The organism is Agathobaculum ammoniilyticum (genome assembly GCF_025567315.1).
Lineage (GTDB): Bacteria > Bacillota > Clostridia > Oscillospirales > Butyricicoccaceae > Agathobaculum > Agathobaculum ammoniilyticum.
Genome location: NZ_JAOQJE010000002.1, coordinates 184,779 through 210,468, shown reverse-complemented (window position 1 = coordinate 210,468; position 25,690 = coordinate 184,779). Strand labels below are relative to the sequence as shown.

The following is a 25,690-nucleotide window of genomic DNA, read 5'->3' as shown; positions in this document are numbered from 1 at the left end:
AAAGGCGGTTCCTACGGAACCGTCTTTCGTATATAGGGGGCTTTTGAAGCCCCCTATACTCACGGCAGATGGATGATCTCCACCCCCGCGACCGCCTCTTCCACCAGCGCGTCCACCTCCAGGCGGCTTTCCGCCTCGAGGATTTTCGGCATTTTGGGCTTGGTGTTCGGGTGCTTGGGGGTGAACACCGTACAGCAGTCCTCATAGGGCAGGATGGAGGTTTCAAAGGTGTCGATCTTACGCGCGATGGTCACGATCTCCTCCTTGTCCATGCCGATGCACGGGCGGAACACGGGCAGCCCGCACACCGCGCCGGTCACGGCCATCGCGGGCATGGTCTGGCTGGCCACCTGGCCGAGCGACTCGCCCGTGATCAGCGCGCCGCAGCCATATTCCACGGCGACCCTTTCCGCAATGCGCATCATGAAGCGCCGCATGATGAGCGTAAACAGCTCCTCATGGCACTTTTCGCGGATCTCCTCCTGGATCCTGGTGAACGGCACCACCATCACGCTCATGCGGCCGCACCACACGGTCAGCTTGCGCCCCAGCTCGAGTACCTTCTCCTTGGCGCGCTCCGAGGTGTAGGGATAGCTGAAGAAATGGATGCCCACCAGCTCCAGGCCGCGCTTGGCCATCATCCAGCCCGCAACCGGACTGTCGATGCCGCCGGACAGCAGCAGCGCGGCCCTGCCATTCGAGCCGATCGGCATACCGCCCGCGCCCGGCTCGGGGCCGGCATGCACAAAGGCGTACTTTTCACGCATTTCGACATGCACGGTCAGGTCGGGGCAGTGCATATCCGGTTTGACCGCCGGAAAACGGTCGGCCAGCTCGCCCCCGACCCGCTGGCTGATCTCGGTCGAGGTCATAGGGAATTTTTTGTCCCCGCGCTTGGTTTCCACCTTAAAAGTCCCTGCCTGCGCAAAGCGCGGCGCCAGATAGGACTGCGCGGTCTCGATCACGCTTTCGAGCGTCTTTTCCGGACACACGGCTGCGCGCGAGATAGTCGCGAAGCCGAATACATGCCGCGCGCAGTCCATGACCGCGTCCGCGTCGGCCTCCTCCGGCACCTCGACGTACACGACCGACTGCCGCATGGAAATCCCACAGTCCGCGACGTGCTTCATGCGCCGCGACAGGTTTTTGAGCAGCCGGTCCTCAAAGGTTTTGCGGTTGAGGCCCTTGAGGACGATCTCCCCGCATTTAAGCAATAATACTTCCTTCATACGATCTCCTTTTATTTTTTATGTATCAAACCCGCTACCGGTCCACCGTGAGCGTGCCGCTCTGCACGTCCATCGCGACCACACGGATTTCCCCGTCTTTCTGCGCCTCAAAATGATACGCGCCCAGCCTGCCGCCATGGTCGCAGACATACCGATAGGCCAATACGGGCTGCCGGTAGCCCTCCTGCTTCACAATCCGCGCGGCCTCATCCACCGGAAACGGCCGCAGCGCCGCGAACCAGACAAACGCAATGAGGAGCAACACGCCGTAAAGCCCTGCCATCCCGCTGGGGGTATACTCCCGCCCGTTCCGGTCCATCAGCAGGATATAGCTCAGGTAACCCACGCAGAGCCAAGCGTCCAGCAGCCAGGGGTACTCCGCAAAAAAGCACGCCAACACCAGCGCCCCGCCGATCCCAGAACCCAGCACGATCGGAAACAGCACCCTGCATCCAACCCTGCCGCCGTAATGCCCGCCAAATGTCAGCCAGCCGAACCACGCAGGCGAGCCACAGTACCGCCGCAAGGCCGTACTGCCGCGCCGGATATTGCCCCGCTTTCATGCGCCCACCTCGGACTGTACGACCGCGCCGGACGAGGCGACCGGCACATAGACCATGAAGCGACGCCCGTCCTTCTCCGCGGAAAATGCGTAGTGGCCAAGCGCTCGGTCCGCCACCGTCGCATTCTCGTAGAACCCCATGCGGCCGCGGCCGTCCTCCTCCCACAGACTGTTGCCGTGCGAAATGCCCTCGTGCGCGAGCTGCTCATACCCCATCCCGCACGCGAGCTGCTCCGCCTGCGCCAGCGGGATGGGCCGCACGGCGAGGAAGTAACCCGCTGTGCAGAGCAGCATGCTCAGTGCAATCAGGAACAGCCCCCGCCCGACGCGCGAGCTGTTCCGGATGGACAACAGCGATTCCAACCCCGCAGCGGCGAACAGGCCGATCGTCAAGCAGCCCAGCAGCAGGCCATGCATCCCCCCATGGATCTGGAGCAGGATCACCGCGACGTCGATTACGGCGCCCGCGATGTGGGCTCTGGGCGATACCGTGGCCGACCACCGGCGATTTTCCGGCTTTTTCCGAAGCTCAACCGCAAGCAGCGCCGCCCCCCATATCACAAGGATCGCAAAAGCGATCTGTCCCCCGCCGAGCAGCGCGCCGCCATACCACACACGGTCCGCCACCGGAAGCGCAACACACAGCGCGGCCAGCAGCGCCACGCTGACCGCGGAAAGTAGCTTCCCTTTCTTTGCCACGGCTGTCCTCCCCCCTTTTCCCCAGGCGACGCGCTTACCGGCGCAGCATCCGCACACCCTTCTGCGCCGCGCGGATAAACGCGTCCACATCTTCGGTTGTATTGCACGGCGCGAACGAGACGCGCAGAGCGCTGTCCGTGCGCTCTTTCGGCAGGCCGAGCGCGCGCAGCACCCCGCTCTGCCTGCCCTTGGAGCAGGCGGACCCACTCGAAACGTACACATCGTCGCTTTCGAGTACGCGCAGCATAACCTCGCTTTTGCAGCCCGGCAGCGACAGGTTGACCACATGCGGGATATCCCCCGCGCCGTTGAACGCCGCGTCCGGCAGGGACGCCGCCACCTGTTCCCTGAGATAAGCCGCGAGCGCTGCCACATACGCATAATCCTCGTCAAAACGCGCCATGCGGATCTCACACGCCCTGGCGAACGCCGCGATATTTGGCAGCGCCTCGGTCCCCGGACGCAGCCCCTTTTCCTGCCCGCCGCCGAACATCAGCGGCGGCAGGCGCAGCCCCTTCCTGACATACAGCGCGCCGATACCCTTGGGCGCGCCAATCTTGTGTCCGGAAACGCTCATCAAATCGCACTTCCACTTTTTAGGCGCGAGGGGTACGCGGCACAGCCCCTGTACCGCGTCGATGTGAAACAGCGCCTGCGGCGCCTTGACCTTGAGCAGCGCCCCCAGCTCGGCCACGGGCTGCACCGTGCCGATCTCATTGTTGACCAGTTGGCAGGACAGCAGGACCGTGTCCTCGGTCAGCGCCGCTTCCAGCGCCGCAGCCGTAATATGGCCGGTCGCGTCCGGCGCGAGGAACGCCACGTCAAACCCCTCGGCCGCAAGCTGTCTGCAGGTGTTAAGGGTGGCCGCGTGCTCGATTTCGGTGGTGATGACACGCCCCTTTTTGTGGCGGTTGAGGTGGGAAACACCGCGCAAGCTGATATTGGTGCTCTCCGTGCCGCAGGAGGTAAAGTACGTCTCCTCCGGCAGGCAGCCCAGCGCTGAAGCGACCGTCCTGCGGCTGTCCTCCAGCAGACGCGACGCTTCTATCCCCATCCTGTGCAGGCTCGACGGATTGCCGAACGCTTCGCACATGGCGCGCAGCGCGGCGTCAGCCGCCTCGGGCAGCACGCGCGTCGTCGCCGCGTTGTCCAGATAATGCATGCTCGTTAACTCCTTATGATTGCTTTACGCAATTATTTTACATCGCCGGCCGGCCTTTTACAAGCCAAAACCCGCAAAATCAGGATTGAAAAGCGTGCTCCCCTATGCTATACTTTATCTGTATGACATGCGGAAAGCATGCGCAAGTGCAAGAAAGGAATGAACTCCTATGCCAGGTAAGGTGATCCTCGGCGCGCAGTGGGGCGACGAGGGCAAGGGTAAATTTATCGATATTTTCGCGGGCAGGGCCGATCTGGTCGTACGCAGCCAGGGCGGCAACAACGCGGGCCACACGGTCGTCGCGGGCGGCGAAAAATACAAGCTGCAGCTCATCCCCTCGGGCATCCTGTATCCGGCGTGCGTCAATGTGATCGGGCCGGGCGTGGTCGTCAACCCCAAGGCGGTCTTGGGCGAAATCGACGGCCTGCACGAAAAGGGCGTTTCGACTGACAAGCTGTTCATCGACGCCCGCTGCCATTGTATCCTGCCGTGGCACCTGGAACTGGACGCGCTGAGCGAGGCCGAAAAGGCCAAGGATGGCACCGCCATCGGCACGACCAAAAAGGGCATCGGCCCGACCTATATGGATAAATCCGAGCGCAGCGGCGTACGCATGCATGATTTTGTCGATCCGGACCGGTTTGAAACCGTCGTCCGCGAGGCGTGCGCGTACAAAAACCGCGTGATTACGGGCGTGTACGGCGGCGAGCCGATCGACGCGGACGCGGTCGTCGCGGAATACCGCGCCTACGCCGAGCGCCTGCGCCCCTATGTGACCGACACCTCGCTCCTGACCTGGGAAGCGGTTCAGGCTGGCAAGGAGGTGCTGTTCGAGGGCGCGCAGGGTACGCTGCTCGACCTGGATATGGGTACCTATCCGTTCGTCACCTCGTCGCATCCGGTAGCGGGCGGCTGCTGCATCGGCTCGGGCGTCGGCCCGACCGCGGTGCGCAGCATCATGGGCATATTCAAGTCCTACACAACCCGCGTGGGCGAGGGTCCGTTCCCGACCGAGCTGTTCGACGACACCGGTGATTACATCCGGAATGCCGGCGGCGAATTCGGCACGGTCACCGGCCGCCCGCGCCGCACCGGCTGGTTCGACGCGGTTGTGGCGCGCTACGCGGTGCGTGTCAACGGCATGACTGAGGCCGTAATCAACAAGATCGACCCGCTGCGCGGCCTGCCCAAGCTCAAGGTGTGCGTGGCCTACCGGCTGAAGAACGGCGAAACCGTCACCGAGCTGCCCGCCAATTTCCTGGCGCTGGACGGCTGCGAGCCTGTGTACGAGGAGTTCGACGGCTTTGACGAGGATATCACGGACTGCCGCTCGTTTGCCGAGCTGCCGCAGACCGTGCAGAGCTACATCCGCGAGCTGGAGCGCCTGATCGGCTGCCCGATCACCATGCTGGGCGTTGGACCGGCGCGCGACCAGGTCATCGAGCTGGCCTGACGGACGCATAATAAAAACGGCTGCTTTCGCAGCCGTTTTCTTTATCCTACCGTTTTTCGCCCGTTTCCTCCTGCACCGTCAGCACATACGAGCCGTCCCGCTCCTCCGGCGCGATGCTGCCCCGGCACTCCCACCGGCCCTGCCGCCCGTCCTGCCTCACCACGCGGTCTGCGCGGCAGACCGGACGCCCGGCCCCGTCATACAGGGTCAGGGTGACCCGCATGCCCGCGCCCTGCTCTGGGGAAAGATGGTCCCGCTCGCAGGAGCGGCCCGCAAAAAACGCAAAAACCGCCAGCAGCGCCGCCGCCAGTATCCTCCTTAACGCTCCGCCGCATGGCGTACGCCGCTTTTCGCCGTTCATCCGCGCCCCTCCTTTTTTTCAGTATAGCATGCTGCAATTATTTTTACAAGATATTTTGCAAGATAAATGATCATGTAAAATGCGCGCGTATATTCACCGCTTCATTGCACTTATAATATGGAGTAAGGGAGTAAGGCGGTGAAAAAATGTTTCAAGTCAAAAAGACGGAATATGTCAACAAAACCTTTCGCATGCCGCGCGAGCTGGTGCAGGAGCTGGAATCGGTCGCGCAGCAGAAGGACGTGTCCCTCAACCAGCTCGTCACCCAATGCTGCCAATACGCGCTTGACCATCTGGATACCGATGAAACCTGAGGAGAGTTTTTATGGAGCTGATCACCGAACGTCTGACGCTGCGCCCCTTCCGTGAGGACGATACCGAGGCCCTCTACGCCTATTCCAAGGACGAGCCGGTCGGCCGGAATGCGGGCTGGAAGCCGCACGAAAGCCTGCTGGAATCGAGCGACATCCTGCACCTTGTCTTTCTTGACCAGCCGAGCGTGTGGGCGGTCGAACGCAGGGGCGACCGCCGCCTGATGGGTTCGGTGGGCCTGATTGCAGACTCCGCGCGGCAGTACGGCTCGGCCCGCTCGCTCGGCTACGCGCTCGGTGTGGATTATTGGGGGCAGGGCTATATGACCGAGGCGGTGCGGGCGGTCCTCCGCTTCGGCTTTGAGCAGATGGCGCTCGACCTGATCTCGGCCACCTGCTATCCGGACAACCCAGCCTCCCGCCGCGTGCTGGAAAAATGCGGCTTTGCATACGAGGGGACGCTGCACCGCGCGGAGCTGCTCTATAACGGCGAGATCAAGGACCACCTGCACTTTTACCTGACGCACGAAGCGGCCGCACGGGCCGGCCTGTGAACAAAAAATAATTTTCGCTTACATTTCCCCACAAAATATGCTATAATCTTATATAGAACAGCCGAGTTTTATAACGCAGAAGTGCGGAACGCTTCCGCATCGGCCATATTTGCGAGGAGGAATAAAATGTATCACACGGGCGAATTCATCGTTTACGGGACCAGCGGCGTCTGTGAGGTGACCGCGGTGGGACAGCCTGCTTTCGCCAGGGACGAGGGCCGCCTTTACTACACCCTCACGCCCGTATACGGCACGGAAACCATCTATATACCGGTCGATTCCCCGGTGTTCATGCGTCCGGTCATTTCCAGGGAGCAGGCCGAAGCGCTGATCGAATCCATCCCCGCTATTGAGGAGGATAGCTTCACCACCCACAGCCTCCGGCTGGCGAGCGAGCACTACCAGGCCGCGCTGCAGAGCCACGACTGTCATGAGCTGGTGCAGCTGATTAAGACGGTGTACGCCAAATCCCGGCGCAACGGCCGGCGCGTCAGCCAAATCGACCAGCGCTACCGCAAGCGCGCGGAAGATCTGCTGCATAGCGAACTGGCGGTCGCTCTCGGTATCCCGCTCAAGGAGGTGCAGCCCTATATCGCCCGCTCAATCGCATCGCACAAGACATGCGTTCACGCATAACAGAAACCCTGCCGCAGCCGCGGCAGGGTTTTTTCAGCGCCGCCCCCGAACAGGACGGCGTTTGTTCACTTTCAGGCTTTTTTGGAGCTTGCGGATGCACCCTCTGCACACCCGTTTGCCCCTGAAATCGACGACCTCCAGCGACTCGCCGCAGAACAGGCATGCCGGCTGGAATTTGGTCAGGCGGATCTCACCGCCCGCCATACTGATCTGCAGCAGGTCGTCGCGCGCGATATCCATAGTCCGGCGCAGCTCCATCGGCAGTACGATCCGCCCCAGATTGTCCACTTTTCTCACAATCCCCGTAGCTTTCATATTTATCACCTTTATCACCCAGTATCAGTATACTGCCCGCGGCTTTATATGTCAATTTCAAACATCTATTTGATAATGCAGTATCAATTCGATTACATTACCCTATACTAAAAGGGTGATGAAAATGATAGCAACAGCCGAACGCATCAAGACGCTGCGTGAAAATTTCGGCCTGTCGCAAGCCGAGCTTGCGGGCCGCCTGGATATCACGCGCTCCAGCGTGAACGCCTGGGAAATGGGCATCAGTGTCCCCAGCACGCAGTATATCGTCGAACTGGCGCAGCTTTTTGGGGTGTCGACCGATTTTATTCTCTGCGTACCGCAAACGCAGACCATCTCCATCGATGGCCTGACGGGCGATGATATCGCCCTGGTCCACCAGCTCGTCACGCACCTCCGGCGCAAAAACCAGCGTCCCGAATGAACGCCGGACGCGGCTCCCCGTCCTCAAAAAACGAAAAAACCGTCACTTTCGTGACGGTTTTCCACTGGTGGGGTTGGCGGGGCTCGAACCCACGACCTCTCGCGTGTGAGGCGAACGCTCTGACCAGCTGAGCTACAACCCCATTCATTTGGTTACCTGATTATTATACCAGAACAGGACGGGGTTTGCAAGCCTTTCTGCGGTCAAGTTTTATTGTTTTTATCCAGCCTCCCCATCAGCGCCACGATCAGGGCAATCACGATCAGCACGGTAAAAATACCCGCCATGCCCTGCCCGAGTAGGGCAATCGCCGTCCATACAGCTTCATTCATCCTTTACGCGCCCCTTTCTCACATGAAAAATCCAAGGATCACGCCGCCGGCCACGACCGAGGCGATCTGACCCGCGACGTTCGCGCCCACCGCGTGCATCAGCAGGTGGTTGGTGCAGTCGGCCTGCATGCCGAGCTTCTCGATCACGCGCGCGGACATGGGGAAGGCCGATATGCCTGCCGCGCCGATCATGGGGTTGACCTTGTTTTTGCAGAACAGGTTGAGTACCTTGGCAAACAGCACGCCGCCGATTGAATCCAGCACGAACGCGATCAGCCCCAGACACAGGATGAGCAGCGTTTCTTTTGTCACAAACTGCGCCGCGCGCATGGAGAACGAGATTGTAATGCCCAGCAGCAGGGTAATCAGGTTGGCCAGCTCATGCTGCGCGGTTTTGGACAGGCTCTCCAGCACGCCGCACTCGCGGATCAGGTTGCCGAACATCAAAAAGCCCACCAGTGACACGGACGCGGGCGCGACCAGTCCGGCGACGATCGACACCACAATCGGGAACAGGATGCGCGTGCGGCGGCTGACCTGACCGGCCGCGTAAGGCATTTTCATCGCGCGTTCCCTCTTTGTCGTCACCAGCTTGATCGCAAACGGCTGGATGATCGGCACCAGCGCCATATAGCTGTACGCCGCAACCGCAATCGCGCCGACATAGCGCGAGCCGAGCACCTGCGACACCAGGATCGAGGTCGGCCCGTCCGCCGCGCCGATGATACCAATGGAGGCCGCGTCGATGATGTCGAAGCCCAGCAGCGCGGCCGCGATGATGGTCAGGAAAATGCCGACCTGCGCCGCCGCGCCGAACAGGAACAGCTTGGGGTTTGCCAACAGCGGGCCGAAGTCGATCATCGCGCCGATGCCGATGAACAGCAGCAGCGGGAACGCCTCGCTCGCCTCGATGCCGGCTTCAAACAGCCATTGAATAATGCCGTTTGTCTCGCCCACGCCTTGCGTCATCTGGTCGATCACGCCGGAAAGCGGCAGGTTGACCAGGATCGCGCCGAAGCCCATGGGCAGCAACAGCGACGGCTCATACTGTTTTTCGATCGCCAGCCAGATCAGGAACCCACCGACGCAGTACATCACCACCTGCTGCCAAGTGATCGAAAGCAGGCCCTCATACAAAAATTCCACGTTATCGCCCCCTATACATAATATATGGCAGAATCTCCATTCCAGACGCCGCTTTCCGGACCTGGGATGCCTCTGGGAAAGACAAACAGACCTGCGTCTTCCCACAGGAAAACGCAGGTCTGGTCATTTCAGGCAACAGCCAGAACGGGATCGCACGCCCCGCCATGCTTGTTGGCGCTGCCGCGCGGCATGCCGCGCCGACTACTCCCCTTTGTTTAAGGATATCTTACCATCGGGCCCGCTGGGGTGTCAAGCGGAAACCCGCAAAGGATTCGCTAAGGTTTATCGGGTCAGTAGCCAAAGGCACCATCCTCCTGCACCCACTTGCCGTCTGCGCCGCGGTACAGGGTGAACGAGTAACCGTCGGCCTTGTCGCGCCATGCGCCTTCGCCGAAGCGCGCGTCGCCTATGACGGTAATTACATTGTCGATCGTCAGGCCGTCCTCCTGCACGTTGTCCCGCAGCACGCCGCTTTCCATAATGTTTTCCGACCATGCACGCTCGCTGGCCGGATCATAGCGCAGGTTTTCGACCGAAAACCCATTTGCCGCCGTGTAATCGCGCACGGCCTGGTACGCGGCCTCAATCTCATCCGGCGGGAACCGCGCTTCAAAGCTGCCGCGGTGCCGTTCCCAGGCCGCGCGCGCGATATCGTTGCCCGCAACCGCGTTTTCCACCTCCTGCGGCGACCAGCGCCACTGCAGGTCCAGTTCATGCAGGATATTCTCGGCATATGCGCCGTCCGACAGGCTAAGGTAATACGCCAGCTCCTCCACGGTGCAGCCGGAAAAATCGTTTGTTTCCTTGCGCATCATGTAGCTGTACGGATCGAATTCCCAACCCGAGCCGCCCGCCGTGTCCAAAGACCACCAGACCGGCAGGTAGATGGGCTGCACCGCATCCCCCAGCCGCACGGCCCTCATGCCGACGCGCACCTGACCGCCGTCCGCAAAGGTATAGACCCAGCTTTCGCCCTGCTTCACCGGATGCACAATGCGGTCGCCCGCCGTGCCGCCCGACAGGCCGAGCGTCCATTCCATCGCCCGCGCCGGATCGCGCAGGGCGGTGAGCGAAGCGTTCGCCAGCAGGGCGCGCACCCGCGCTTCGCTGAACTCCGGCAGGCCCAGCCCGCTGTTGTCGTACCGCAGCAGGAAGCGTTCGAGCGAATCGGTCGGCGTGGTTTCATCCAGCAACCACTCCTGTCGGGTCAGGTGATAACCGCCCTTGTCGGAGGCCTCCAGCGCCTCCACCGCGCGGTATGGGCGGTGCTGCCTGTCCCACAGCTCATACGCCACCGTCGCGCTGCCGCCGTCTATCCCGACCGTGTCACGCTCGGTCCAGATCGTGCTGTCGTAGTCCCGCGTATAGCGCGCAAGCCCATCCAGAAACGCCACACCGTTCAGATAGGTTTCCATGCGCGCCCGCCGCTGGGCTTCGTCCGGCGCATGGATGGTAAGCGAGCCGCCGTCCAGCGCCCACGCGGCCTGATCCATCTCCTGATACGCGGCCGCGATGTCCCTGTCCTGCGTATCATACTGCACGTCGGACGCAAACGTCAGGTAATAGGTCAGCCCGTCGCGCTCGGCCAGCGTCTTGCTGGGTACCGGCCAGTCCTCGCCAAAGGTAGATTGCAGATAGTCTGTCGCTTCTACGGCAAGCATCATCACCGTACCCGCCCCATACGGGTCGGAGGTCGCTTCCGGCCACGCGTTTTTCAGGCCGAACATGGCGCAGCCATCCTTCTCGGTTACATACCCCTGCCCGACAAAGCACGCCGGCAGGGTGAGGGTATAGCCGTAGACGTCGTTCACATAAGCGGTGGAGTCGATTGTGCGGCTGGCTTCCGCCGCGCCGCCCGCTATGCGGAATACGAATGCGGCGGTATGCGCCGTTCCATCCGCCGCCGTGTAGGACACGGTCACGCCGCGGTACACATCAGCCGGCTGCGTCGAGGACAGCGCCTCCGCCGTGATATGTTCCACGGGATAGCTGTACGACATGCTGGACGCTCCGCCCGTATAGGAAAAGCTGTCCGTTTCGGTCACCCGCTCGTCGTACTGGCGCGCACCGTCCTCACGGACGACCGCGTCCGCAATCGTGACCTCGCCAGCCGGCGCGGGGTCGAACAAAAGCTCGATGGTGTCGCCTGCCCGCAGCAGCGGGATGCTGCCCGCGGCGTTGCGCACCGCCTGCTCGGTGGTCTCGCCCACGGGCAGGCTTACCCCGCCCCCCGTGGCGGCAAAGCCCCCGTCAAGCGGTTCCGCCAGCCCGACCGGCAGCCAATAACCCTCGGTCTTCTCCATGCGCACATCAACGGACGGGCTGCCGTCGATGAAGTGCAGGCGCACGACGGCTTCGGTATCCGTCTGCGAAATCAGTTCGGCGGTGAGCCATGTCCGCATCCGGATGTATGTTGTGTTGCCTTCCATCTCTTCGTATGTTTCACCGAAATAGCCGAAGATATTTTCGATTGCGGTCAGCGGCTGTTCCAGATCAGTGATCGGGCCGCCATTATAAAACGAGGCATTAACTACCGTTTCCCCGGTATTGCCGTATTGCAGGTCGGGCCAGGGCAGGCCTGAGTCATAATACAGGCCAAATATCTCACGCATGGTATAGCCCGCGTCCTGTCCTGCCAGCTGATCCTGTATGAACGACAGGTGATCGTCACACCGCTGCATTTTGGAAATGACCCTGCGGCCGTTTTCCTCACCGGCGGTAATTGCAATCGCGGAGCGGTAATCGGTCGTGCCGCCGCCGTACATCTGGAACACCGCGACACAGGTATTTGCCTCCTCGGTCGGTACGATCACATAATTGCGGTAGGAAGGCGACGAGCCGCCGTATTTGGTATACCATACGGCGTTTTCGTCCTCGCTGCCGGCAAGGTGCTGCTGCTGCCGCACCAGCGCCTGCTGCTCCTGTTCGGACAGCACCGGATACAGCGGCCACACCGACTTATATGCCACCGCGCGCGCGTACTGCTGCGCGAGGTCGGCGGCGGTACGGGCGTTTTCCCCGCCGCCGTAGGTATAGTCCTGCGGCTGACCGGCCGCCATAATGATACTGAGCTGTTCGCCATTGTCAAAGGTATGCCGCACCTCGGCCAGGTCGTTTTCACCGTCGTTGGTCACGTCCCAGCGGCGGACGACCTCCGTGCTGCCGCCGGACAGCCGCAAAATCTCTCTGCACTGCTCCGCAGCGTCGTCCGATGCCGTCCCAGTGTTTTCCGGCAGGCCGAGGTCGTTTTCGTACAGGATGCGGAATTCTTCCAGCGAGGTCACGCCATCCCGTGCAACCGGCTTTGCGCTTTTCATCATCCATTTGCCGTCCATATCGCGTTGAAAATCCAACTGCTGCACCGCCCGATAGGGGATGTTTCCCTGTTCCTCTATCAGCAGCAGGTCAGCTACGGCATAGGTTTCCTCCCCGCGCAGCACCGCTGTGCTGGCAAGCAGCTCCGCTTCGCCGTTGATATGCTCGTGTATCTGCGCTGCCCACCATTCCGCAATCTCCAGCCGCGTTTCCTCTGTCAATTTTTCCTTACTCTCTCCTACCGACACCGCGCAGCCGAGCGAGGCGACCAGCACCGCCGCAGCCACAATGAGCGCAGCGCCGCGCTTTTTCGCGCGCTTGTCGAACAGCCCTTCAAAGCGGCGCATGAGCGTTTCCTTATCCCCCGTGAAGCACGACACCAGCGCCCGCCGCTGCGCCTGTGCCTGCGCGGACCGCAGGATGGTTTCCCCGTAAGCGCGACGCTGACTCCCGTCCATACCGCGCACCACCGCGTCGTCGCACGCCAGCTCGATATCCTCCTGTGCAAAGCGCGTCAGCAGGCGCACCAGCGGATTGAACCAGTGTACCGACCGCGCCGCCACCAGCAGCAGCTTGAGCCACAGGTCGCCACGCTTATAATGCGTCAGCTCATGCCGGAAGATGAACATGGCGTCCTCTTCGGACAGGTCTTCCTGCGGCAGCCACAACACCGGCTCGGCAAATCCCGCGAGCATCGGACAGTCCGCCGCACCGCTCACACACAGCGGAATGGCGCGGCGGATGCCGAGCGAGCGCTTCTGCTCCTCGAAAATGCCGTGCAGCGCCTCGCTCTGCACATCCGCGGAAGCTTCCTTCAGGCGCCGGATGTAGCGGCGGTAATCCCGCGCCTGCCAAAACACGTTGTACAGCACGCCGGTCAGCCAGACCAGCGCCAGCACACCGTCCACATGAATGGCGCTTTTCCAGTTCTCCTGCACCTGTACGCTCTGCGTAAACTCGCTTTCGGTCATCCACGCGCCTCGCGGCAGTGCGGGCTGCGCCACACCGTCCTGCGCCGCACCCGCCGCCTGCGTCTCATCCTGATGATAGGTCACATACAGCGTCCTCTCGGGCGGCGTGAGCTGTATGGGCGGGTCGGGCAGCGTGAGCTGCACCGGAAAGAGCAGCCGCACCGCCAGCAGCGCCCAGATCACGCAGACCGCCCGCGCCGGATAGCGTTTTTTCAGCGTCCTGCGCAGCAAAAACAGCGCGAGCGCGACCGCCGACACCGTCAGGCCGGCCTGCGCCAGCCCCAGCAGCAATTCATTCTGTGCCATATCCTACCCCTCCTGTCCTTACCGCCCCTGCGCGTCCAGAAAGGCACGCAGCTCGTCGATATCCCGCTCGGTCAGCGCGCCCGCGTCCGACAGGCTCGCCACCAGATTTTTCACCGAGCCGCCGCACAGGCGCTGCACAAAGCTGCGGCTCTCCCGCTGGAGGTATGCCTCCTCCCGAACGAGCGGCGTATAATAGTTCTGCCGCCCCTGCTTTTCGCACCGCAGGAAGCCCTTTTCGCACAGTCGGGAGAGGAAGGTCAGCACGCTGGTCGGCTTCCACTCCTTGGGCGCGTTCTGCTGCACCTCGGCCGCGGTCACCGGCGGCTGAAGCGCCCAGATCGTTTGCATGACCTCCAGCTCCGCATCCGGCAGGCGTTTGATTTCGTCCATAGTCCCACCCCTTTTTCTACGGTTGTAAAACCTTTTTCCAGCCTTATTCTACATCAGTAGAATTTTCCTGTCAAGTCATACTTTGTTTACAGTTTGGAACATTGACAGCCCTCCGGTTTTACGGTATGCTAATAGTGTCCTGATATGGACAAAAGCCATATTTTTACGGATCAAGGAGCAAGTATCATGCGTAAATCGACAGCGCTTGGTTTTGCGCTCTGCGGCACCCTGCTGGTCATTCTCCTGTTCATCGCGGGGCGCATGCTGTACATCAAATTTTATCACCAGTCCTTTACCGATATCGCGGGCAAGGGCGTGCAGGCGTCGCTGATGCTGAGCGAAAACGACACCTCGCTCCCCGCAGTGACGGATGAAAAACAGATCGCTTCCTATACCGACCTGCTCGGCGGCTACACCTATACGCCCTATCCGCATTTTTTCCAGCCCGGCGATGATAAGCTGACCGCCAACCGCCTGACCGTCACCTTTGAAAACGGCAGCTCAATCAGCGTCAACGCGGACGGCTTTGTGTTTGTAGACGGCAAGCTGCGCGGCATCGAGGGGGGCCGCGGGCAGGAATTTTATCACAAGCTGTATATCCTGTTCTATCCGAACGCGACATAGGAAGAGAGGTGCGGAATGAAAAAGGCGGTATGCCTCCTGCTGGCGCTGCTGGGTACGGCTGCGCTGCTGGCCGGTTGCGCGCAGGCCGTTTCGGTCGGCGTGATCGGCGGCGCAGACGGCCCGACGGAGATCATTGTTTCCGGCCCGCGCGCGGAATAGGCTGAAAACCGGACGTCCCGTTTCCGGAACGGGCCTGCATTTTTCATATTTGGGGGAATGGACAAGATGAGGGAGCTGCTTCTGGATGCGGAAACCCTGTATACGCGCGCGCAGGCGCATGACGCGCTGGCAAAGGCGTTCGGGTTTCCGGCCGATTACGGGCGCACGCTGGACGCGCTTTACGACCTGCTGACCGCCTGCCCGCCCGCGCGGCTGACGCTGCGGCACGCGGAAAAGCTGGTTGACAACATGGGGAACTACGGCGAACTGCTGCTGCGCGTCCTGGCGGACGCGGCGGCAGAGAACCCGTCGTTCGTGCTTTCGGCCGAATAAAAGCAGCGTCCGGACCTGCGGGTCCGGACGCTGTTTTCACAGTCGCCTGCCGTTGTATTTCTGCGCGGCGGCGGCGCAGCCTTCCGCAATGATGCAAGCCGCGGCCTCCACCGCGTCCGCGCAGGCCTTGTCGATGGCTTTCTGCTCGTCCGCAGTGAACTTGCCCAGCACCCAGGCCGCCAGGTCGTAATCCGGATGCGGCTTTTTGCCCACGCCGATCTTGACGCGCGGGAAATCCTCGCTGCCCAGATGGTAGATGATGTTCTTCAGCCCGTTCTGCCCGCCCGCGGAGCCTTTCGCGCGCACGCGCAGCGTACCCACGTCGAGCGACACGTCGTCCGACAGCACGATGATGCGTTCGGGCGGTATCTTGTAAAACGCCGCCGCGTCGCGCACCGCCTCGCCGGACAGGTTCATGAACGTCTGCGGCTTCATCAGCAGCACGCGGCTGCCGCCGAGCGCGGCCTCGCCCACCAGAGCCTTGAATTTCATGCGGTCGATCCTCCGTCCGCTGCGCGCGCACCAGCCTTCGAGCGCGCGGAAACCCGCGTTATGCCGCGTGTTGTCATATTTGCTGCCCGGGTTGCCCAGGCCGACGACCAGCCATTCCACCGGCCCCGCCGCCTGCGCGGCTTTCTGCTCGTCCAGCTTTTTGAAAATATCGAATACTGACATGGTCCTTCTCCAAACAAAACGCCTCCCCCGACGGGAGGCGTCTGCTGTTTTTTATTCTACCGACAGGATATAATAGTACACCGGCTGTCCGCCGTCGATGACCGAGATCTCCATATCCTTGTTCTCGCGGCGCAGCAACGCCTCCACCTCGGCGGCCTGCTCCGCGCTGACGCCCTCGCCGTAGATCACGGTGGCGAACGCGCTGTCGTCGGTCACCATCTCGCGCACCAGCTTTTTAAGCACCACGCTTTCGCGGCCGCTCGCGCACAGCCTGCCTTCACACAGAGACAGGTATTCGCCCTGTTTGATTTTCTTTCCGTCGAACTCGCTGTCGCGCGCGGCGTAGGTCACCTGTCCGCTGCGCACCTGCGCCGCCGCGTCGGCCATCGCCGCCGCGAGGCCGCTGTCCTGCTCGCTGTCCAGATCGGCGGCGAGCATCGCGGAAATCCCCTGCGGAATGGTTCGGGTCGGCACGACCACCAGCTTTTTGCCCTCCGCCAGGTGCGCGGCCTGCTCCGCCGCCATGATGATGTTTTTATTGTTGGGCAGCACGAACACGGTTTCCGCCGGCACCGCGTCCACCGCACGCACGATATCGTCGGTCGAGGGGTTCATGGTCTGGCCACCCTGCACGACCATGTCCACGCCCAGGTCAGTGAACACATTTTTCAGGCCGTCGCCCGCCGCGACCGCGACAAAGCCGTATTTTTTCTCCGGCGGGGCGATCACGCGCTCGGCCGGCGCGTCCGCCGTACCCTCGATCACCTTGGCGGTGTGCTGCTCGCGCATGTTCTCGATTTTGACCGTGAGCAGCGGGCCGAATTTCAGCCCCTCCTCCAGCGCTCTGTTCGGTTGGTCGGTATGCACATGCACCTTAACGATGTCGTCATCCTCCACTACAACCAGCGAATCCCCAATATCGCTCAGGATCGCGCGCAGGCGGCCGACGTTGCGGGCCTTGTCCTTGCGCGCGGCAATGAACTCAGTGCAGTAGGTGAACGTGATCTCCTCGTCCGCAATGGCGGCGAAGTCCGCGGCGGCCTTCGCCGCCGGCTGCGCGGCCGCGCGCTCCTTGCGGACGCCACGCAGCCCGTCCAGCATGCCCTCCAGGATGGTCAGGAAGCCGAACGCACCCGCGTCCACCACGCCCGCCTTTTCCAGCACGGGGTTCTGGTGTACGGTTTCCGCGAGCGCCTCCCGCCCGCGTTCGAGGACTGCGCAAAGCACCTGCTCTGCGGACAGCGCCGAATCGGCCTGACAGGCCTCGACCGCGTGCTGGGCGGATACGCGCGACACGGTCAGGATCGTACCCTCGGCCGGCTTCATGACCGCCTTGTAGGCGGTGTCCACGCCCTCACGCAGCGCGAGCGCCAGCGCACGCCCGTCCACCTGCTCCGCCTCGCGCAACTTTTTCGCCATGCCACGGAACAGCAGCGACAGGATAACGCCCGAATTGCCGCGCGCGCCGCGCAGCAGCGCGGAGGCGGCCGTGTCCGCAGCCTTTGCCAGCGTCGGCTCCTCCAGCTTGTCCAGCTCGGTCATGGCGGACGCCATGGTCATGGACATATTGGTGCCTGTATCGCCGTCCGGTACGGGGAACACATTCAGTTCATTGGCGCGCTCCTTGTTTTCCGCAATGGCGAGCGCGCCCTCGATCACCATGGATTTGAAAAGCGCGCCGTCTATTTTCTGATCTGCCATATGCATACTCTCCCTAATCTCTGTTTTCAGACCGCGTCCGCGCCCCGCGAACGGCGGCGGTATGGGGATACAGGGGTCTGCACCCCCTGCTTATCAGTCCGCGCGAATGCTCTCCACATAAACGTCCACGTTTTTTACGTCTACACCGGTCAGACGCTCCACATGGTAGCGCACCTCGCCGATGATCGAGCGGCACACGGTCGCGATGTTCACCCCGTGTTCCACCGCGATGTGCAGGTCGATATCGACGCCGCCGTCCGGTGCCTCGGCCACCTTAACGCCGCGGGACTGGTTCTCCCGTCCGAGCAGGTGCGCCAGTCCGTCCGACATCGAGCGGATGGTCATGCCCTTCACTCCAAAACAGGAGGAAGCCGCATAGCCCGCGATGCCGGCCAGCACTTCGTTTGTGATTTCGATATATCCAAGATCAGTCTTGATCGTCATAGAAAACCCTCCCTGTGATTGGTTGGCTGTCTGGTTACTTATCTTATATTTTATATCAAATGCCCTGTAAATACAAGCAAAATGCGGAAAGCATGTCATGAATCTATAAATTTCCGGCAACAATAGAAACAAATGTTTGCTTTTCCCGCCATAATACGGTATAATGAAGAAAATGCGAACGTATGTTCCTTTCAGGCAAGGTGTGAAGGAGTGCAGACCCCATGAAAAAAATTTCCCCAAAACAGCAGCGCATCCTCGATTATATCAGCGAATTCTCCCTGGAGCATGGCTACCCGCCCTCCGTGCGAGAGATCTGCGCTGAAATGGACCTGCGTTCCCCCTCGACCGTACACGCGCATCTGAAAAAGCTGCAGGAGGCGGGCTATCTCGAGCCGAGCGAACATAAATCCCGCGCGCTGACGCCGGTCAGCGGCCCGTCCATGGTGCCGCGCGTCCCCATCCTCGGGCGGGTAACGGCCGGCCTGCCCATCCTTGCGGTGGAGGAGCATATCGGATACGTCCCGTTCGAGCCGGCGGCCGGCGGCGGGGAATACTATGCCCTGCGCATCCGCGGCGATTCCATGACCGGCGCCGGCATCCTGGACGGCGACCTCGTCATCGTCCGGCAGGACGCGCAGGCTCGCAGCGGCGATATCGTCATCGCCCTGCTGGAGGACGAGGCCACCTGCAAAACGCTGAACCTCACGCAGGACGGCGTATGGCTGATGCCGGAAAATCCGGCCTACCCGCCTATCAACGGTACGGGCTGCCAGATCCTCGGCGTGGTCAAAGCGGTCTATCGGGAATATTAAGGAGCGACGCCTATGCCGGCACTGGACGACAGCATCCAATTCGTCAAGGGCATCGGCCCGAAAAAGGCGAAGCTGTTTGAAAAACTGCACATCCGCACCCTGCGCGACGCGCTTGAGACCTATCCGCGCGACTATGAGGACCGCACCCGCATCACCCGCATCGCGGATATCGGCGCGGAGGACAAATACACCGTCCGCGCGGTCGTGGGTACCGAACCCAAGCTCAGCCGCATCCGCAAGGGGCTGACGCTGGTCAAATGCACGATTTTTGACGAGTCCGGCTTACTGCACGTCACCTGGTTCAACAACCCTTACGCCGCCGCGCTGGTGCGCGCGGGGCAGGAATATGTGTTTTACGGCCGCATACAGGGCTTTGGCCGCGCGCGGACGCTCATTTCGCCCCAGTCCGAAAAGGTCGCGCCGGACGCGGACCACCCAGGCCGCATCGTGCCGGTCTATCCGCTGACCGCGGGGCTGACCCAGCGCGACCTGGAGCGCGTGACCGAAGCCGCGCTCGCCGCCGTGCCGGGCGACTGGCCCGACCCGCTGCCCGAGGTGCTGCGCGCCAAATACCGCCTGCCGGACGCGGCCGACGCGCTGGCCGCCATCCACCGCCCACAGACAGCGGACGAAGTTGCCGAGGCGCGCCGCCGCATGGTGTTCGAGGAGCTGTTCCTGCTGTGCTGCGGCCTGCAGCAGCTCAAGGAGCGCCGCCGCGCCGATTCCGGCATCCTTTTCGCGCAGAGCGGGCTGGACGCCTATCTGGACGCGCTGCCTTTCGCCCCCACGGGCGCGCAGCGCCGCGCGATCGGGGAGGTCGCGGCGGACTGCGCCTCCGGCAGGCCGATGAACCGGCTGGTGCAGGGCGACGTCGGCTCGGGCAAGACGGTCGTGGCGGCAGCGCTGTGCGCGCTGGCCGCGCAGAACGGCTGGCAGGCCGCTTTCATGGCGCCGACCGAGATCCTCGCCGTCCAGCACGCGGAAACGCTCGCCCCCCTGCTGGGCCGGCTGGGCATTTCCTGCACCCTGCTCACCGGCTCGATGACCGCGGCGCAGAAGCGGTCCGCGCTCGCCGCAATCGAAACCGGCGCGGCGCAGGTCGTGGTCGGCACGCACGCGCTCATCCAGCAGGGCGTGGCCTTTCACCGGCTGGGCGCGGTCATTGCGGACGAGCAGCACCGCTTCGGCGTGGCACAGCGCGCCGCGCTTTCGGCCAAGGGGGGGGAAACGCCGCATGTGCTGGTCATGTCAGCTACGCCCATTCCGCGCACGCTCGCGCTCATTCTGTACGGCGACTTGGACGTATCCGTGCTGGACGAGTTGCCGCCCGGCCGCAGTCCGGTCGAGACCTACGCGGTGGGAGAAAATATGCGCCGGCGCATCACCGCCTTTATCGACAAGCAGATTGCGGCAGGCGGGCAGGCCTACGTCGTCTGCCCGCTGGTCGAGGAGGGCGAATTAAACCTCAAAAGCGCGGAGCAGCACGCAAAGGACCTGCAGGCCGCCCTGCCGCACCGCCGCGTTGCCGTGCTGCACGGCCGCATGAAAAACGCGGACAAGGAGCAGGTGATGCGCGATTTCGCCGCGCGGCAGTATGATATCCTGGTCGCCACGACCGTGATCGAGGTCGGCGTAGACGTGCCGAACGCCAACCTGATGGTAGTGGAGGACGCGGACCGCTTCGGCCTGTCCCAGCTCCACCAGCTCCGCGGGCGGGTCGGGCGCGGGCCGCGGCAGTCCTACTGCGTGTTTTTCGGCGCGGACAAGGGAGAATCTGCCCGCGAACGCCTGAAAATCCTGTGCCGGACCGGCGACGGGTTCGAGATCGCGCGCGCCGACCTCGCCCAGCGCGGGCCGGGCGACTTTTTCGGCCGGCGGCAGCACGGCCTGCCTGCGCTGCATGTTGCTGATCTCGCGGCCGACCTCGCACTCATGCAGTCCGCCCGCGAGGAGGCCGAGGCCATTCTTGCCGCCGATCCGCGTCTGGAGGGCTATCCAACCTTATCTGCGCGCGTGCAGCGCATGTTCGCCGCACGGGACGACGAGGTGTTCAACTAAAAGGGCGGAAGCCGCTATGGCTTCCGCCCTTTTTCCGTTTATGCCCTTATGCGTCCTCTCCGCCCGCCGGCTTTTCCCGCCGCTCGGAGAGCACTAGGCCGGCCAGCGCCAGCACGGTGCCCAGCCACATGATTGGCGTCATAGTTTCGTGCAGGATGAGCGCCGAGCTGATAATGGTGATCACCGGCGTGGCATAGATGTACGCGCTGGTCTTGACCGGCCCCAGCAGGAACACCGCCCGGTTCCAGGTCACAAAGCAGGTCGCGGAGGCCAGCAGGCCGAGGAAGAGCAGGTTCGCGACGTGAAGCGGCTCGGTCCATGCAGACAGCGGCGCGGGAAAGCCCTCGAGCAGGGCGGGCACCAGCAGGAACAACAGGCCGTAGCCGAAAATGCGGCAGGTCAGCGGCACGGTGCGGTAGCCCATCGCGCCCAGCTTGCGCACGATCACCGAATACACGCCCCAAACAAACGCCGCCCCCACGCCGAGCAGTACGCCGCGCGGGTCGAGGTTCAGCTCGCTCACCCCCGCCAGCGACGTCATCGCCACACCCGCTATCGCGCACACAAAGCCGAGGAAAAACCAGCGGCTGAGTTTCTCGCGCAGCACGACCGCCGCGACCAGCGCGGTGAACAGCGGTGCCGCCGCCACGATCACGCCGACCAGGGACGCGGAAATATAGGTCAGCGCGATATTCTCCATCAGAAAGTACAGCGACACGCCGGTCAGCCCCGCCAGTGCGAACAGCAGCTCATGCTGCCATTTCTGCGGCCTGACGAGCCCGCGCCCTGCGGCGAACAGCGCCACAAAGCCCAGCCCGAAGCGGGCGACCATGATTTCCAGCGGCGTGAACGCGCGCAGCAACACCTTGGTCGAAACAAATGTCGTACCCCATACCAGCACAGTCAGCATAGCGAGCAAATGCCCCTGCAGCCTGTGATTTTCCCTCATGGTATCCCCCTCTCTATGCAGCGGTCGCGGCCATCCGCGCCCCGGCGGGCTCAGCAGATAAAGCCCCCGCCGATCACAATATCGTTGTCATAAAACACCGCGCTCTGCCCCCTTGCGGGCGCGCGGACCACGTCCTCGAACATGATGCGCGCGCCGCCGGCCTCCGGATAAACCAGCGCGCGGTCGCTGCGCCTGGAAAAGCGCACGCGCACCTCGCAGGGGAACGCGCCGTTTTCCGCGTATTCGGGCGCGATGTAGTGTACGTCGCGCACCTTGATTTCCTTTTCGAACACGTCCTCGAGCGACAGCACCACCTCGTCGGTCTCCGGCCGCAGCGCGTGGACGAACAGGCGGCCTGCCGCAGCCACGCCCAGCCCCTTGCGCTGGCCGACCGTATAGCAGTGCAGCCCCTTGTGCCGCCCCAGAACATTGCCCGCCTCGTCCACAAAATTGCCCGGCGGGCAGGCCGCGCCGTGGCGCTCGAGCCAGCCCTGCACATCCCCGTCCGGAATGAAGCAGATATCCATACTGTCCGGCTTTTCGGACACGGACAGGCCGATATCGCGCGCCGCAGCGCGGGTTTCGTCCTTACCCGCGCTTTCCCCCAGCGGGAACAGGCAGCGCGCGACCGTCCGCCGCGGCAGGCGGTGCATCATATAGGTCTGATCCTTTTCCGCGCGGGCGCGCAGCAGGAGCGCGCGCCCCTGCGCGTCCCGTCCGGTGCGGGCGTAGTGGCCGGTGGCGACATAGGGCGCGCCGATCTCATCCGCATAGTCGGTCAGCGCACGGAACTTGACCAGCGGGTTGCACACCACGCACGGGTTAGGCGTGCGCGCGGTGCGGTAGCAGTCCACGAAATAGGCGCACACCTGCTGCTCGAACGCCTCGCGCCGGTGCGCGACGTAAAGCGGGATGCCCAGCTCGTCTGCCGCCTGCTGCGCGGCCTCCGTGCCGCCCAAACCGACCTCCAGGAACAGCCCGTATACCGCAAAGCCCTGCGCGCGCAGGCGCGCCGCCGCGACCGCGGAATCCACGCCGCCTGATAATCCTAACACAACTTTTTCCATCATTCTTGTAAAATCTCCTACTGTTCGGGGCTGCCATCAAAAAGAAAATGAGCGCCCCGCGCTCATTTTCACAGAACGTCCGCCGCTTATTCGCCGGACGAGGTCCACTCCTCCAGCCCTGCAAACGCATTGTACGGCGCGGGGCTGAAATTATCGATCAGGCCCTTGCGGATGATCAGCTGCCCGCACTCGAACGCGATCGGGATAAAGGGCATTTCCTCCGCGAACGCCGTGTAGAACGCCGCGAGATTGTCACCGCTGCGCGCGGCTGCGACGGCGGCGGACATGGTCTGGCTGGAATAGCCGCCGTAGTTCAGGCTGCCGTCGGAGGAAAGCAGCGGGCGCAGGTCAAAATCCGGCGTCAGCAGCGTTTCCCCATAATATACGTCAAAATCGCCCGACTGCAGCATGGACACATAGGTTTCATACGGCTGCCGGTCCACGGTCACCGACACGCCGACCGCTTTCCAGGAGGCCGCGATCTGTTCCGCCGCCGCCACCTTAAACGTATTGTTGGCGTTGACGAGCAGCCGGATGGACAGGGCCGCGTCCCCGCCGGACGCGCCGCCGCTGCCGGTATCCGTCCCGCCGGCCTCTCCGTCGGCGTCTTCCTCACCCGTATCCGTTTCGCCGTCGTCCTGTCCCGTGTCCCCCGCGCCGCCGGCCTGCTCCAGTCCCTCGCGCAGGAGACGCGCGGCGGTCTCGGTATCGGCGGACATATTGAGCGTCAGCCCGTCGGCTGCGGGCTGCGGATTGACCGGCAAGACCGCCGGCGCGGCAAAGGTCTGCAGCTGCGTGTCGCACAGGCTCTGCCGGCCGAGCGCGGCGCTGAGCGCCTGCCGCACCTTGGCGTTGGCAAGATAGGGGTTGCTGTAATTGACGCCCAGGTAATGCAGGTCCGCGCTCGCGGTGCGCACGGTGTCGATCGACCCGCCGATGATCGTACTCGCCCCGTCAGGTGCGATGCGCGGCTCGCGCAGCAGGGAAACATCCCCTGTGCGGAAGCTGGATTCCGCGGCGTCCGCCCGTGTCATGGGTACCAGCGTGATATGGCGGATGGAGCCGAGGAACCCGCCGTGCCAGCTCTCATTGGCCTCCAGCTTCCACTGGTTGCCGTCCTTGACCGGCTGGAACGGGCCGGTCCCGTCGGCGAAGTCGCCGCTTTCGGCCGAACCCTGCCGGTAGATCGGGATGTCGAGCAGGCGGGGGAAATTAATGTTGGGCGAGGACAGCACGATACGCACCTCGCTGCCGGACAGCGCCTCGATCGAGGCAGCCTCGACCAGCCGGTTATGGTACGGCGACGCCTCATTATACTGCGCGGCCTGCAGGCTGGCGACCACGTCGGCCGCAGTCAGCTTCTCGCCCGACCAGAACGTCACGTCGTCCCGCAGCGTAAAGGTGAACGTTGTCCCATCGCCCGTATACGATGCGCATAGCACATTTTGCGCGGTAAAATTGCCGCTGACCTCGAACAGGCCTTCATATAGCGCCTCGCACAACAGGCGGTTGATGCTGGTGCTGTCCAGCACCGGATTGAGCGTGCCGTTCTGGTACCAAGCCATGCCAAAATATGCGTCCGACACCTCGACCGTATCAACCGGCCCGTCATCCCCGCCCAGCCCGCCTTCCCCGCAGGCCGTCAGCAGGCAGAGCGCCGCCAGCAGTGCCGCCAGCGCGCGTTTTTTCCATTTCATAAAACGGACTCCCTTTCCGTCACAGGCAGATCACGCCGCCCTGTACGCCGCGTACGCCGCGGGTCGCGCGGTGCGACCAGAATTCATCGCTGTGGCACATGGTACACAGCCCGCTGTCGATCACGTTTTCCGGCGCGAGCCCCGCGTCCCGCAGCAGCTTTACGCCGATGCCCTGCAGATCGACATGGAATTTTGCTCCCTTTTCCCGAATATAGGGCCGTACGGCCACGCCGAGCAGGCGCTCCATCGCCTCCGGCACATCTGCGTCGGTTTCAAAGCACTCCTGCCGGATGGACGGCCCCAAGACCGCGATCAGGCTCTCGCGCCTCGCCCCCAGGCGCGCCACCATCACCTCCACGGTTTTGGGCAGGATGCCGCCCGCCATGCCGCGCCAGCCCGCATGGGCCACGCCCGCAGTATGCGTCGCCGGATCGTACAGCAGGGTCACTACGCAGTCCGCGTAAAAGCCGCAGAGCGGCGTGTCCGGCAGCGCTGTCACGATCGCGTCCGACCGCCACGCCATCGGGCGGTGCAGCCCCATGCCGACCTGCTCCTCCCCGACAACCGAAACCTCGGTTTCGTGGATCTGACGGGTCAGCGTGAAGCGTTTTTCATCCACGCCGAGCGCTTCCGCCAGGCGGCGGTAATTTTCCCGCACGCTGGCCTCCTCGTCCCCCCGGCTGAAGCCCAGGTTGAGGCTTTCACAGTGTCCCGTGCTCACGCCGCCGTACTTAGTCGTAAAGGCATGCCGCACCGGCAGCCGGCGGCAGGTATAATAAACAAATGGGCCGCTCTGAACGCGGCACATGGATCGATGCATGCGTTTTTCCTCCCGATTCAGTTGTATTATTATATCAAATGCGGCCCCCCTCCACAAGGGCGCAAAACCGTTCTTCTCAAAAAGCGCCAAAATCTGCCCGCTCGCGGACGTGTTTTTCTTGACAGTTTGACCAACAGGCTTTACAATATTTTTAGTATAATACCTGCTGTTATATAGCCTGCGTA

27 protein-coding genes and 1 tRNA gene are annotated in these 25,690 nt (G+C 62.7%); 10 read left to right on the top strand and 18 right to left on the bottom strand.

Annotation, left to right across the window (positions count from 1 at the left end; all coding sequences use genetic code 11):
- Window positions 1-59: 59 nt before the first annotated feature.
- From thiI to OCV66_RS03530, 4 genes are read right to left on the bottom strand one after another with little or no spacing between them, the layout of a single operon-like run.
- Window positions 60-1,229, bottom strand: coding sequence for a tRNA uracil 4-sulfurtransferase ThiI (thiI, locus tag OCV66_RS03545; RefSeq protein ID WP_054327394.1), 1,170 nt, complete (start codon window positions 1,227-1,229; stop codon window positions 60-62).
- 34 nt (window positions 1,230-1,263) lie between these two features.
- Window positions 1,264-1,755, bottom strand: coding sequence for a hypothetical protein (locus OCV66_RS03540; protein ID WP_054327393.1), 492 nt, complete (start codon window positions 1,753-1,755; stop codon window positions 1,264-1,266).
- Between the two features lie 33 nt (window positions 1,756-1,788).
- Window positions 1,789-2,490, bottom strand: a complete 702-nt coding sequence (locus OCV66_RS03535; protein ID WP_054327392.1) for a hypothetical protein — start codon at window positions 2,488-2,490, stop codon at window positions 1,789-1,791.
- Window positions 2,491-2,524: 34 nt separating this feature from the next.
- The gene (locus OCV66_RS03530) at window positions 2,525-3,652 is read right to left on the bottom strand and encodes a cysteine desulfurase family protein (RefSeq protein WP_054327391.1); all 1,128 of its coding nucleotides are present in this window, start codon (window positions 3,650-3,652) and stop codon (window positions 2,525-2,527) included.
- A 169-nt stretch (window positions 3,653-3,821) separates the two neighbouring features.
- Here OCV66_RS03530 and OCV66_RS03525 point away from each other — a divergent pair, with 169 nt between their 5' ends.
- Window positions 3,822-5,105, top strand: coding sequence for an adenylosuccinate synthase (locus tag OCV66_RS03525; RefSeq protein WP_054327390.1), 1,284 nt, complete (start codon window positions 3,822-3,824; stop codon window positions 5,103-5,105).
- Between the two features lie 46 nt (window positions 5,106-5,151).
- Here OCV66_RS03525 and OCV66_RS03520 read toward each other — a convergent pair whose 3' ends face one another.
- Window positions 5,152-5,466, bottom strand: coding sequence for a hypothetical protein (locus OCV66_RS03520; RefSeq protein ID WP_147573791.1), 315 nt, complete (start codon window positions 5,464-5,466; stop codon window positions 5,152-5,154).
- A gap of 146 nt (window positions 5,467-5,612) precedes the next feature.
- On the opposite strand from OCV66_RS03520, the gene OCV66_RS03515 reads away from it, so the two are divergent.
- From OCV66_RS03515 to OCV66_RS03505, 3 genes are all read left to right on the top strand, one after another.
- Window positions 5,613-5,780, top strand: coding sequence for a hypothetical protein (locus tag OCV66_RS03515; RefSeq protein ID WP_162838363.1), 168 nt, complete (start codon window positions 5,613-5,615; stop codon window positions 5,778-5,780).
- A gap of 11 nt (window positions 5,781-5,791) precedes the next feature.
- Window positions 5,792-6,331 (top strand): GNAT family N-acetyltransferase, encoded by a 540-nt coding sequence (locus OCV66_RS03510; protein ID WP_107631488.1) that lies wholly within the window; start codon window positions 5,792-5,794, stop codon window positions 6,329-6,331.
- Between the two features lie 126 nt (window positions 6,332-6,457).
- Window positions 6,458-6,967 (top strand): CarD family transcriptional regulator, encoded by a 510-nt coding sequence (locus OCV66_RS03505; RefSeq protein ID WP_054327388.1) that lies wholly within the window; start codon window positions 6,458-6,460, stop codon window positions 6,965-6,967.
- Window positions 6,968-7,000: 33 nt separating this feature from the next.
- Here OCV66_RS03505 and OCV66_RS03500 read toward each other — a convergent pair whose 3' ends face one another.
- Entirely contained in the window at window positions 7,001-7,282 is a 282-nt protein-coding gene (locus OCV66_RS03500; RefSeq protein ID WP_054327387.1) for an AbrB/MazE/SpoVT family DNA-binding domain-containing protein, read from the bottom strand.
- Window positions 7,283-7,406: 124 nt separating this feature from the next.
- Between OCV66_RS03500 and OCV66_RS03495 the strand changes: the two genes are divergently transcribed.
- Window positions 7,407-7,706 carry a helix-turn-helix domain-containing protein gene (locus tag OCV66_RS03495; RefSeq protein WP_054327386.1) on the top strand — a complete coding sequence of 100 codons (300 nt, stop codon included), beginning with the start codon at window positions 7,407-7,409 and terminating at the stop codon, window positions 7,704-7,706.
- A gap of 65 nt (window positions 7,707-7,771) precedes the next feature.
- Here the strand turns inward: OCV66_RS03495 and OCV66_RS03490 are convergent.
- The 5 genes from OCV66_RS03490 to OCV66_RS03470 all read right to left on the bottom strand — a co-directional run bounded on the left by OCV66_RS03490 (window position 7,772) and on the right by OCV66_RS03470 (window position 14,166).
- Window positions 7,772-7,848, bottom strand: a tRNA-Val gene (locus OCV66_RS03490).
- A 61-nt stretch (window positions 7,849-7,909) separates the two neighbouring features.
- On the bottom strand, window positions 7,910-8,038 hold the full coding sequence (locus OCV66_RS03485) for a hypothetical protein (protein ID WP_256435173.1): 129 nt from the start codon (window positions 8,036-8,038) through the stop codon (window positions 7,910-7,912).
- An 18-nt stretch (window positions 8,039-8,056) separates the two neighbouring features.
- Window positions 8,057-9,184 carry a sodium ion-translocating decarboxylase subunit beta gene (locus OCV66_RS03480; RefSeq protein ID WP_107631429.1) on the bottom strand — a complete coding sequence of 376 codons (1,128 nt, stop codon included), beginning with the start codon at window positions 9,182-9,184 and terminating at the stop codon, window positions 8,057-8,059.
- 290 nt (window positions 9,185-9,474) lie between these two features.
- Complete coding sequence (locus tag OCV66_RS03475) at window positions 9,475-13,776, bottom strand: M56 family metallopeptidase (RefSeq protein WP_147573790.1); 4,302 nt, start codon at window positions 13,774-13,776, stop codon at window positions 9,475-9,477.
- A gap of 18 nt (window positions 13,777-13,794) precedes the next feature.
- Entirely contained in the window at window positions 13,795-14,166 is a 372-nt protein-coding gene (locus OCV66_RS03470; protein WP_054327380.1) for a BlaI/MecI/CopY family transcriptional regulator, read from the bottom strand.
- A 186-nt stretch (window positions 14,167-14,352) separates the two neighbouring features.
- Between OCV66_RS03470 and OCV66_RS03465 the strand changes: the two genes are divergently transcribed.
- The 3 genes from OCV66_RS03465 (at window position 14,353) to OCV66_RS03455 (ending at window position 15,282) form a co-directional block, all read left to right on the top strand.
- Complete coding sequence (locus OCV66_RS03465; protein WP_054327379.1) at window positions 14,353-14,790, top strand: hypothetical protein; 438 nt, start codon at window positions 14,353-14,355, stop codon at window positions 14,788-14,790.
- A gap of 15 nt (window positions 14,791-14,805) precedes the next feature.
- Window positions 14,806-14,949, top strand: coding sequence for a sodium ion-translocating decarboxylase subunit beta (locus OCV66_RS03460; protein ID WP_147573789.1), 144 nt, complete (start codon window positions 14,806-14,808; stop codon window positions 14,947-14,949).
- Between the two features lie 66 nt (window positions 14,950-15,015).
- On the top strand, window positions 15,016-15,282 hold the full coding sequence (locus OCV66_RS03455; RefSeq protein ID WP_054327378.1) for a barstar family protein: 267 nt from the start codon (window positions 15,016-15,018) through the stop codon (window positions 15,280-15,282).
- Window positions 15,283-15,318: 36 nt separating this feature from the next.
- Here OCV66_RS03455 and pth read toward each other — a convergent pair whose 3' ends face one another.
- From pth to OCV66_RS03440, 3 genes are all read right to left on the bottom strand, one after another.
- On the bottom strand, window positions 15,319-15,957 hold the full coding sequence (pth, locus tag OCV66_RS03450) for an aminoacyl-tRNA hydrolase (RefSeq protein WP_054327377.1): 639 nt from the start codon (window positions 15,955-15,957) through the stop codon (window positions 15,319-15,321).
- Between the two features lie 51 nt (window positions 15,958-16,008).
- Complete coding sequence (locus OCV66_RS03445; protein WP_107631427.1) at window positions 16,009-17,658, bottom strand: DAK2 domain-containing protein; 1,650 nt, start codon at window positions 17,656-17,658, stop codon at window positions 16,009-16,011.
- Window positions 17,659-17,751: 93 nt separating this feature from the next.
- Complete coding sequence (locus OCV66_RS03440) at window positions 17,752-18,102, bottom strand: Asp23/Gls24 family envelope stress response protein (protein WP_054327376.1); 351 nt, start codon at window positions 18,100-18,102, stop codon at window positions 17,752-17,754.
- Window positions 18,103-18,323: 221 nt separating this feature from the next.
- On the opposite strand from OCV66_RS03440, the gene lexA reads away from it, so the two are divergent.
- Together lexA and recG are read left to right on the top strand one after the other, a co-directional pair.
- On the top strand, window positions 18,324-18,914 hold the full coding sequence (lexA, locus tag OCV66_RS03435) for a transcriptional repressor LexA (protein ID WP_147573788.1): 591 nt from the start codon (window positions 18,324-18,326) through the stop codon (window positions 18,912-18,914).
- 12 nt (window positions 18,915-18,926) lie between these two features.
- Entirely contained in the window at window positions 18,927-20,972 is a 2,046-nt protein-coding gene (gene recG, locus OCV66_RS03430) for an ATP-dependent DNA helicase RecG (RefSeq protein WP_147573787.1), read from the top strand.
- 46 nt (window positions 20,973-21,018) lie between these two features.
- Here recG and OCV66_RS03425 read toward each other — a convergent pair whose 3' ends face one another.
- The 4 genes from OCV66_RS03425 to pgeF all read right to left on the bottom strand — a co-directional run bounded on the left by OCV66_RS03425 (window position 21,019) and on the right by pgeF (window position 25,505).
- Window positions 21,019-21,921 (bottom strand): DMT family transporter, encoded by a 903-nt coding sequence (locus OCV66_RS03425; protein ID WP_147573786.1) that lies wholly within the window; start codon window positions 21,919-21,921, stop codon window positions 21,019-21,021.
- A 50-nt stretch (window positions 21,922-21,971) separates the two neighbouring features.
- The gene (gene mnmA / locus OCV66_RS03420) at window positions 21,972-22,991 is read right to left on the bottom strand and encodes a tRNA 2-thiouridine(34) synthase MnmA (protein ID WP_147573785.1); all 1,020 of its coding nucleotides are present in this window, start codon (window positions 22,989-22,991) and stop codon (window positions 21,972-21,974) included.
- Between the two features lie 83 nt (window positions 22,992-23,074).
- Entirely contained in the window at window positions 23,075-24,685 is a 1,611-nt protein-coding gene (locus tag OCV66_RS03415) for an ABC transporter substrate-binding protein (RefSeq protein WP_054327372.1), read from the bottom strand.
- A 19-nt stretch (window positions 24,686-24,704) separates the two neighbouring features.
- Window positions 24,705-25,505 carry a peptidoglycan editing factor PgeF gene (gene pgeF / locus OCV66_RS03410; RefSeq protein WP_082397137.1) on the bottom strand — a complete coding sequence of 267 codons (801 nt, stop codon included), beginning with the start codon at window positions 25,503-25,505 and terminating at the stop codon, window positions 24,705-24,707.
- Window positions 25,506-25,690: the final 185 nt, after the last annotated feature.

Bases quoted from the DNA above. Each gene is read 5' to 3' on its own strand.
- thiI (WP_054327394.1), bottom strand. From the start codon at position 1,229: ATGAAGGAAGTATTATTGCTTAAATGCGGGGAGATCGTCCTCAAGGGC.
- OCV66_RS03530 (WP_054327391.1), bottom strand. From the start codon at position 3,652: ATGCATTATCTGGACAACGCGGCGACGACGCGCGTGCTGCCCGAGGCG.
- OCV66_RS03525 (WP_054327390.1), top strand. From the start codon at position 3,822: ATGCCAGGTAAGGTGATCCTCGGCGCGCAGTGGGGCGACGAGGGCAAG.
- OCV66_RS03520 (WP_147573791.1), bottom strand. From the start codon at position 5,466: ATGAACGGCGAAAAGCGGCGTACGCCATGCGGCGGAGCGTTAAGGAGG.
- OCV66_RS03515 (WP_162838363.1), top strand. From the start codon at position 5,613: ATGTTTCAAGTCAAAAAGACGGAATATGTCAACAAAACCTTTCGCATG.
- OCV66_RS03510 (WP_107631488.1), top strand. From the start codon at position 5,792: ATGGAGCTGATCACCGAACGTCTGACGCTGCGCCCCTTCCGTGAGGAC.
- OCV66_RS03505 (WP_054327388.1), top strand. From the start codon at position 6,458: ATGTATCACACGGGCGAATTCATCGTTTACGGGACCAGCGGCGTCTGT.
- OCV66_RS03500 (WP_054327387.1), bottom strand. From the start codon at position 7,282: ATGAAAGCTACGGGGATTGTGAGAAAAGTGGACAATCTGGGGCGGATC.
- OCV66_RS03495 (WP_054327386.1), top strand. From the start codon at position 7,407: ATGATAGCAACAGCCGAACGCATCAAGACGCTGCGTGAAAATTTCGGC.
- OCV66_RS03485 (WP_256435173.1), bottom strand. From the start codon at position 8,038: ATGAATGAAGCTGTATGGACGGCGATTGCCCTACTCGGGCAGGGCATG.
- OCV66_RS03475 (WP_147573790.1), bottom strand. From the start codon at position 13,776: ATGGCACAGAATGAATTGCTGCTGGGGCTGGCGCAGGCCGGCCTGACG.
- OCV66_RS03470 (WP_054327380.1), bottom strand. From the start codon at position 14,166: ATGGACGAAATCAAACGCCTGCCGGATGCGGAGCTGGAGGTCATGCAA.
- OCV66_RS03465 (WP_054327379.1), top strand. From the start codon at position 14,353: ATGCGTAAATCGACAGCGCTTGGTTTTGCGCTCTGCGGCACCCTGCTG.
- OCV66_RS03460 (WP_147573789.1), top strand. From the start codon at position 14,806: ATGAAAAAGGCGGTATGCCTCCTGCTGGCGCTGCTGGGTACGGCTGCG.
- OCV66_RS03455 (WP_054327378.1), top strand. From the start codon at position 15,016: ATGAGGGAGCTGCTTCTGGATGCGGAAACCCTGTATACGCGCGCGCAG.
- pth (WP_054327377.1), bottom strand. From the start codon at position 15,957: ATGTCAGTATTCGATATTTTCAAAAAGCTGGACGAGCAGAAAGCCGCG.
- OCV66_RS03445 (WP_107631427.1), bottom strand. From the start codon at position 17,658: ATGGCAGATCAGAAAATAGACGGCGCGCTTTTCAAATCCATGGTGATC.
- OCV66_RS03440 (WP_054327376.1), bottom strand. From the start codon at position 18,102: ATGACGATCAAGACTGATCTTGGATATATCGAAATCACAAACGAAGTG.
- lexA (WP_147573788.1), top strand. From the start codon at position 18,324: ATGAAAAAAATTTCCCCAAAACAGCAGCGCATCCTCGATTATATCAGC.
- recG (WP_147573787.1), top strand. From the start codon at position 18,927: ATGCCGGCACTGGACGACAGCATCCAATTCGTCAAGGGCATCGGCCCG.
- OCV66_RS03425 (WP_147573786.1), bottom strand. From the start codon at position 21,921: ATGAGGGAAAATCACAGGCTGCAGGGGCATTTGCTCGCTATGCTGACT.
- mnmA (WP_147573785.1), bottom strand. From the start codon at position 22,991: ATGATGGAAAAAGTTGTGTTAGGATTATCAGGCGGCGTGGATTCCGCG.
- OCV66_RS03415 (WP_054327372.1), bottom strand. From the start codon at position 24,685: ATGAAATGGAAAAAACGCGCGCTGGCGGCACTGCTGGCGGCGCTCTGC.
- pgeF (WP_082397137.1), bottom strand. From the start codon at position 25,505: ATGCATCGATCCATGTGCCGCGTTCAGAGCGGCCCATTTGTTTATTAT.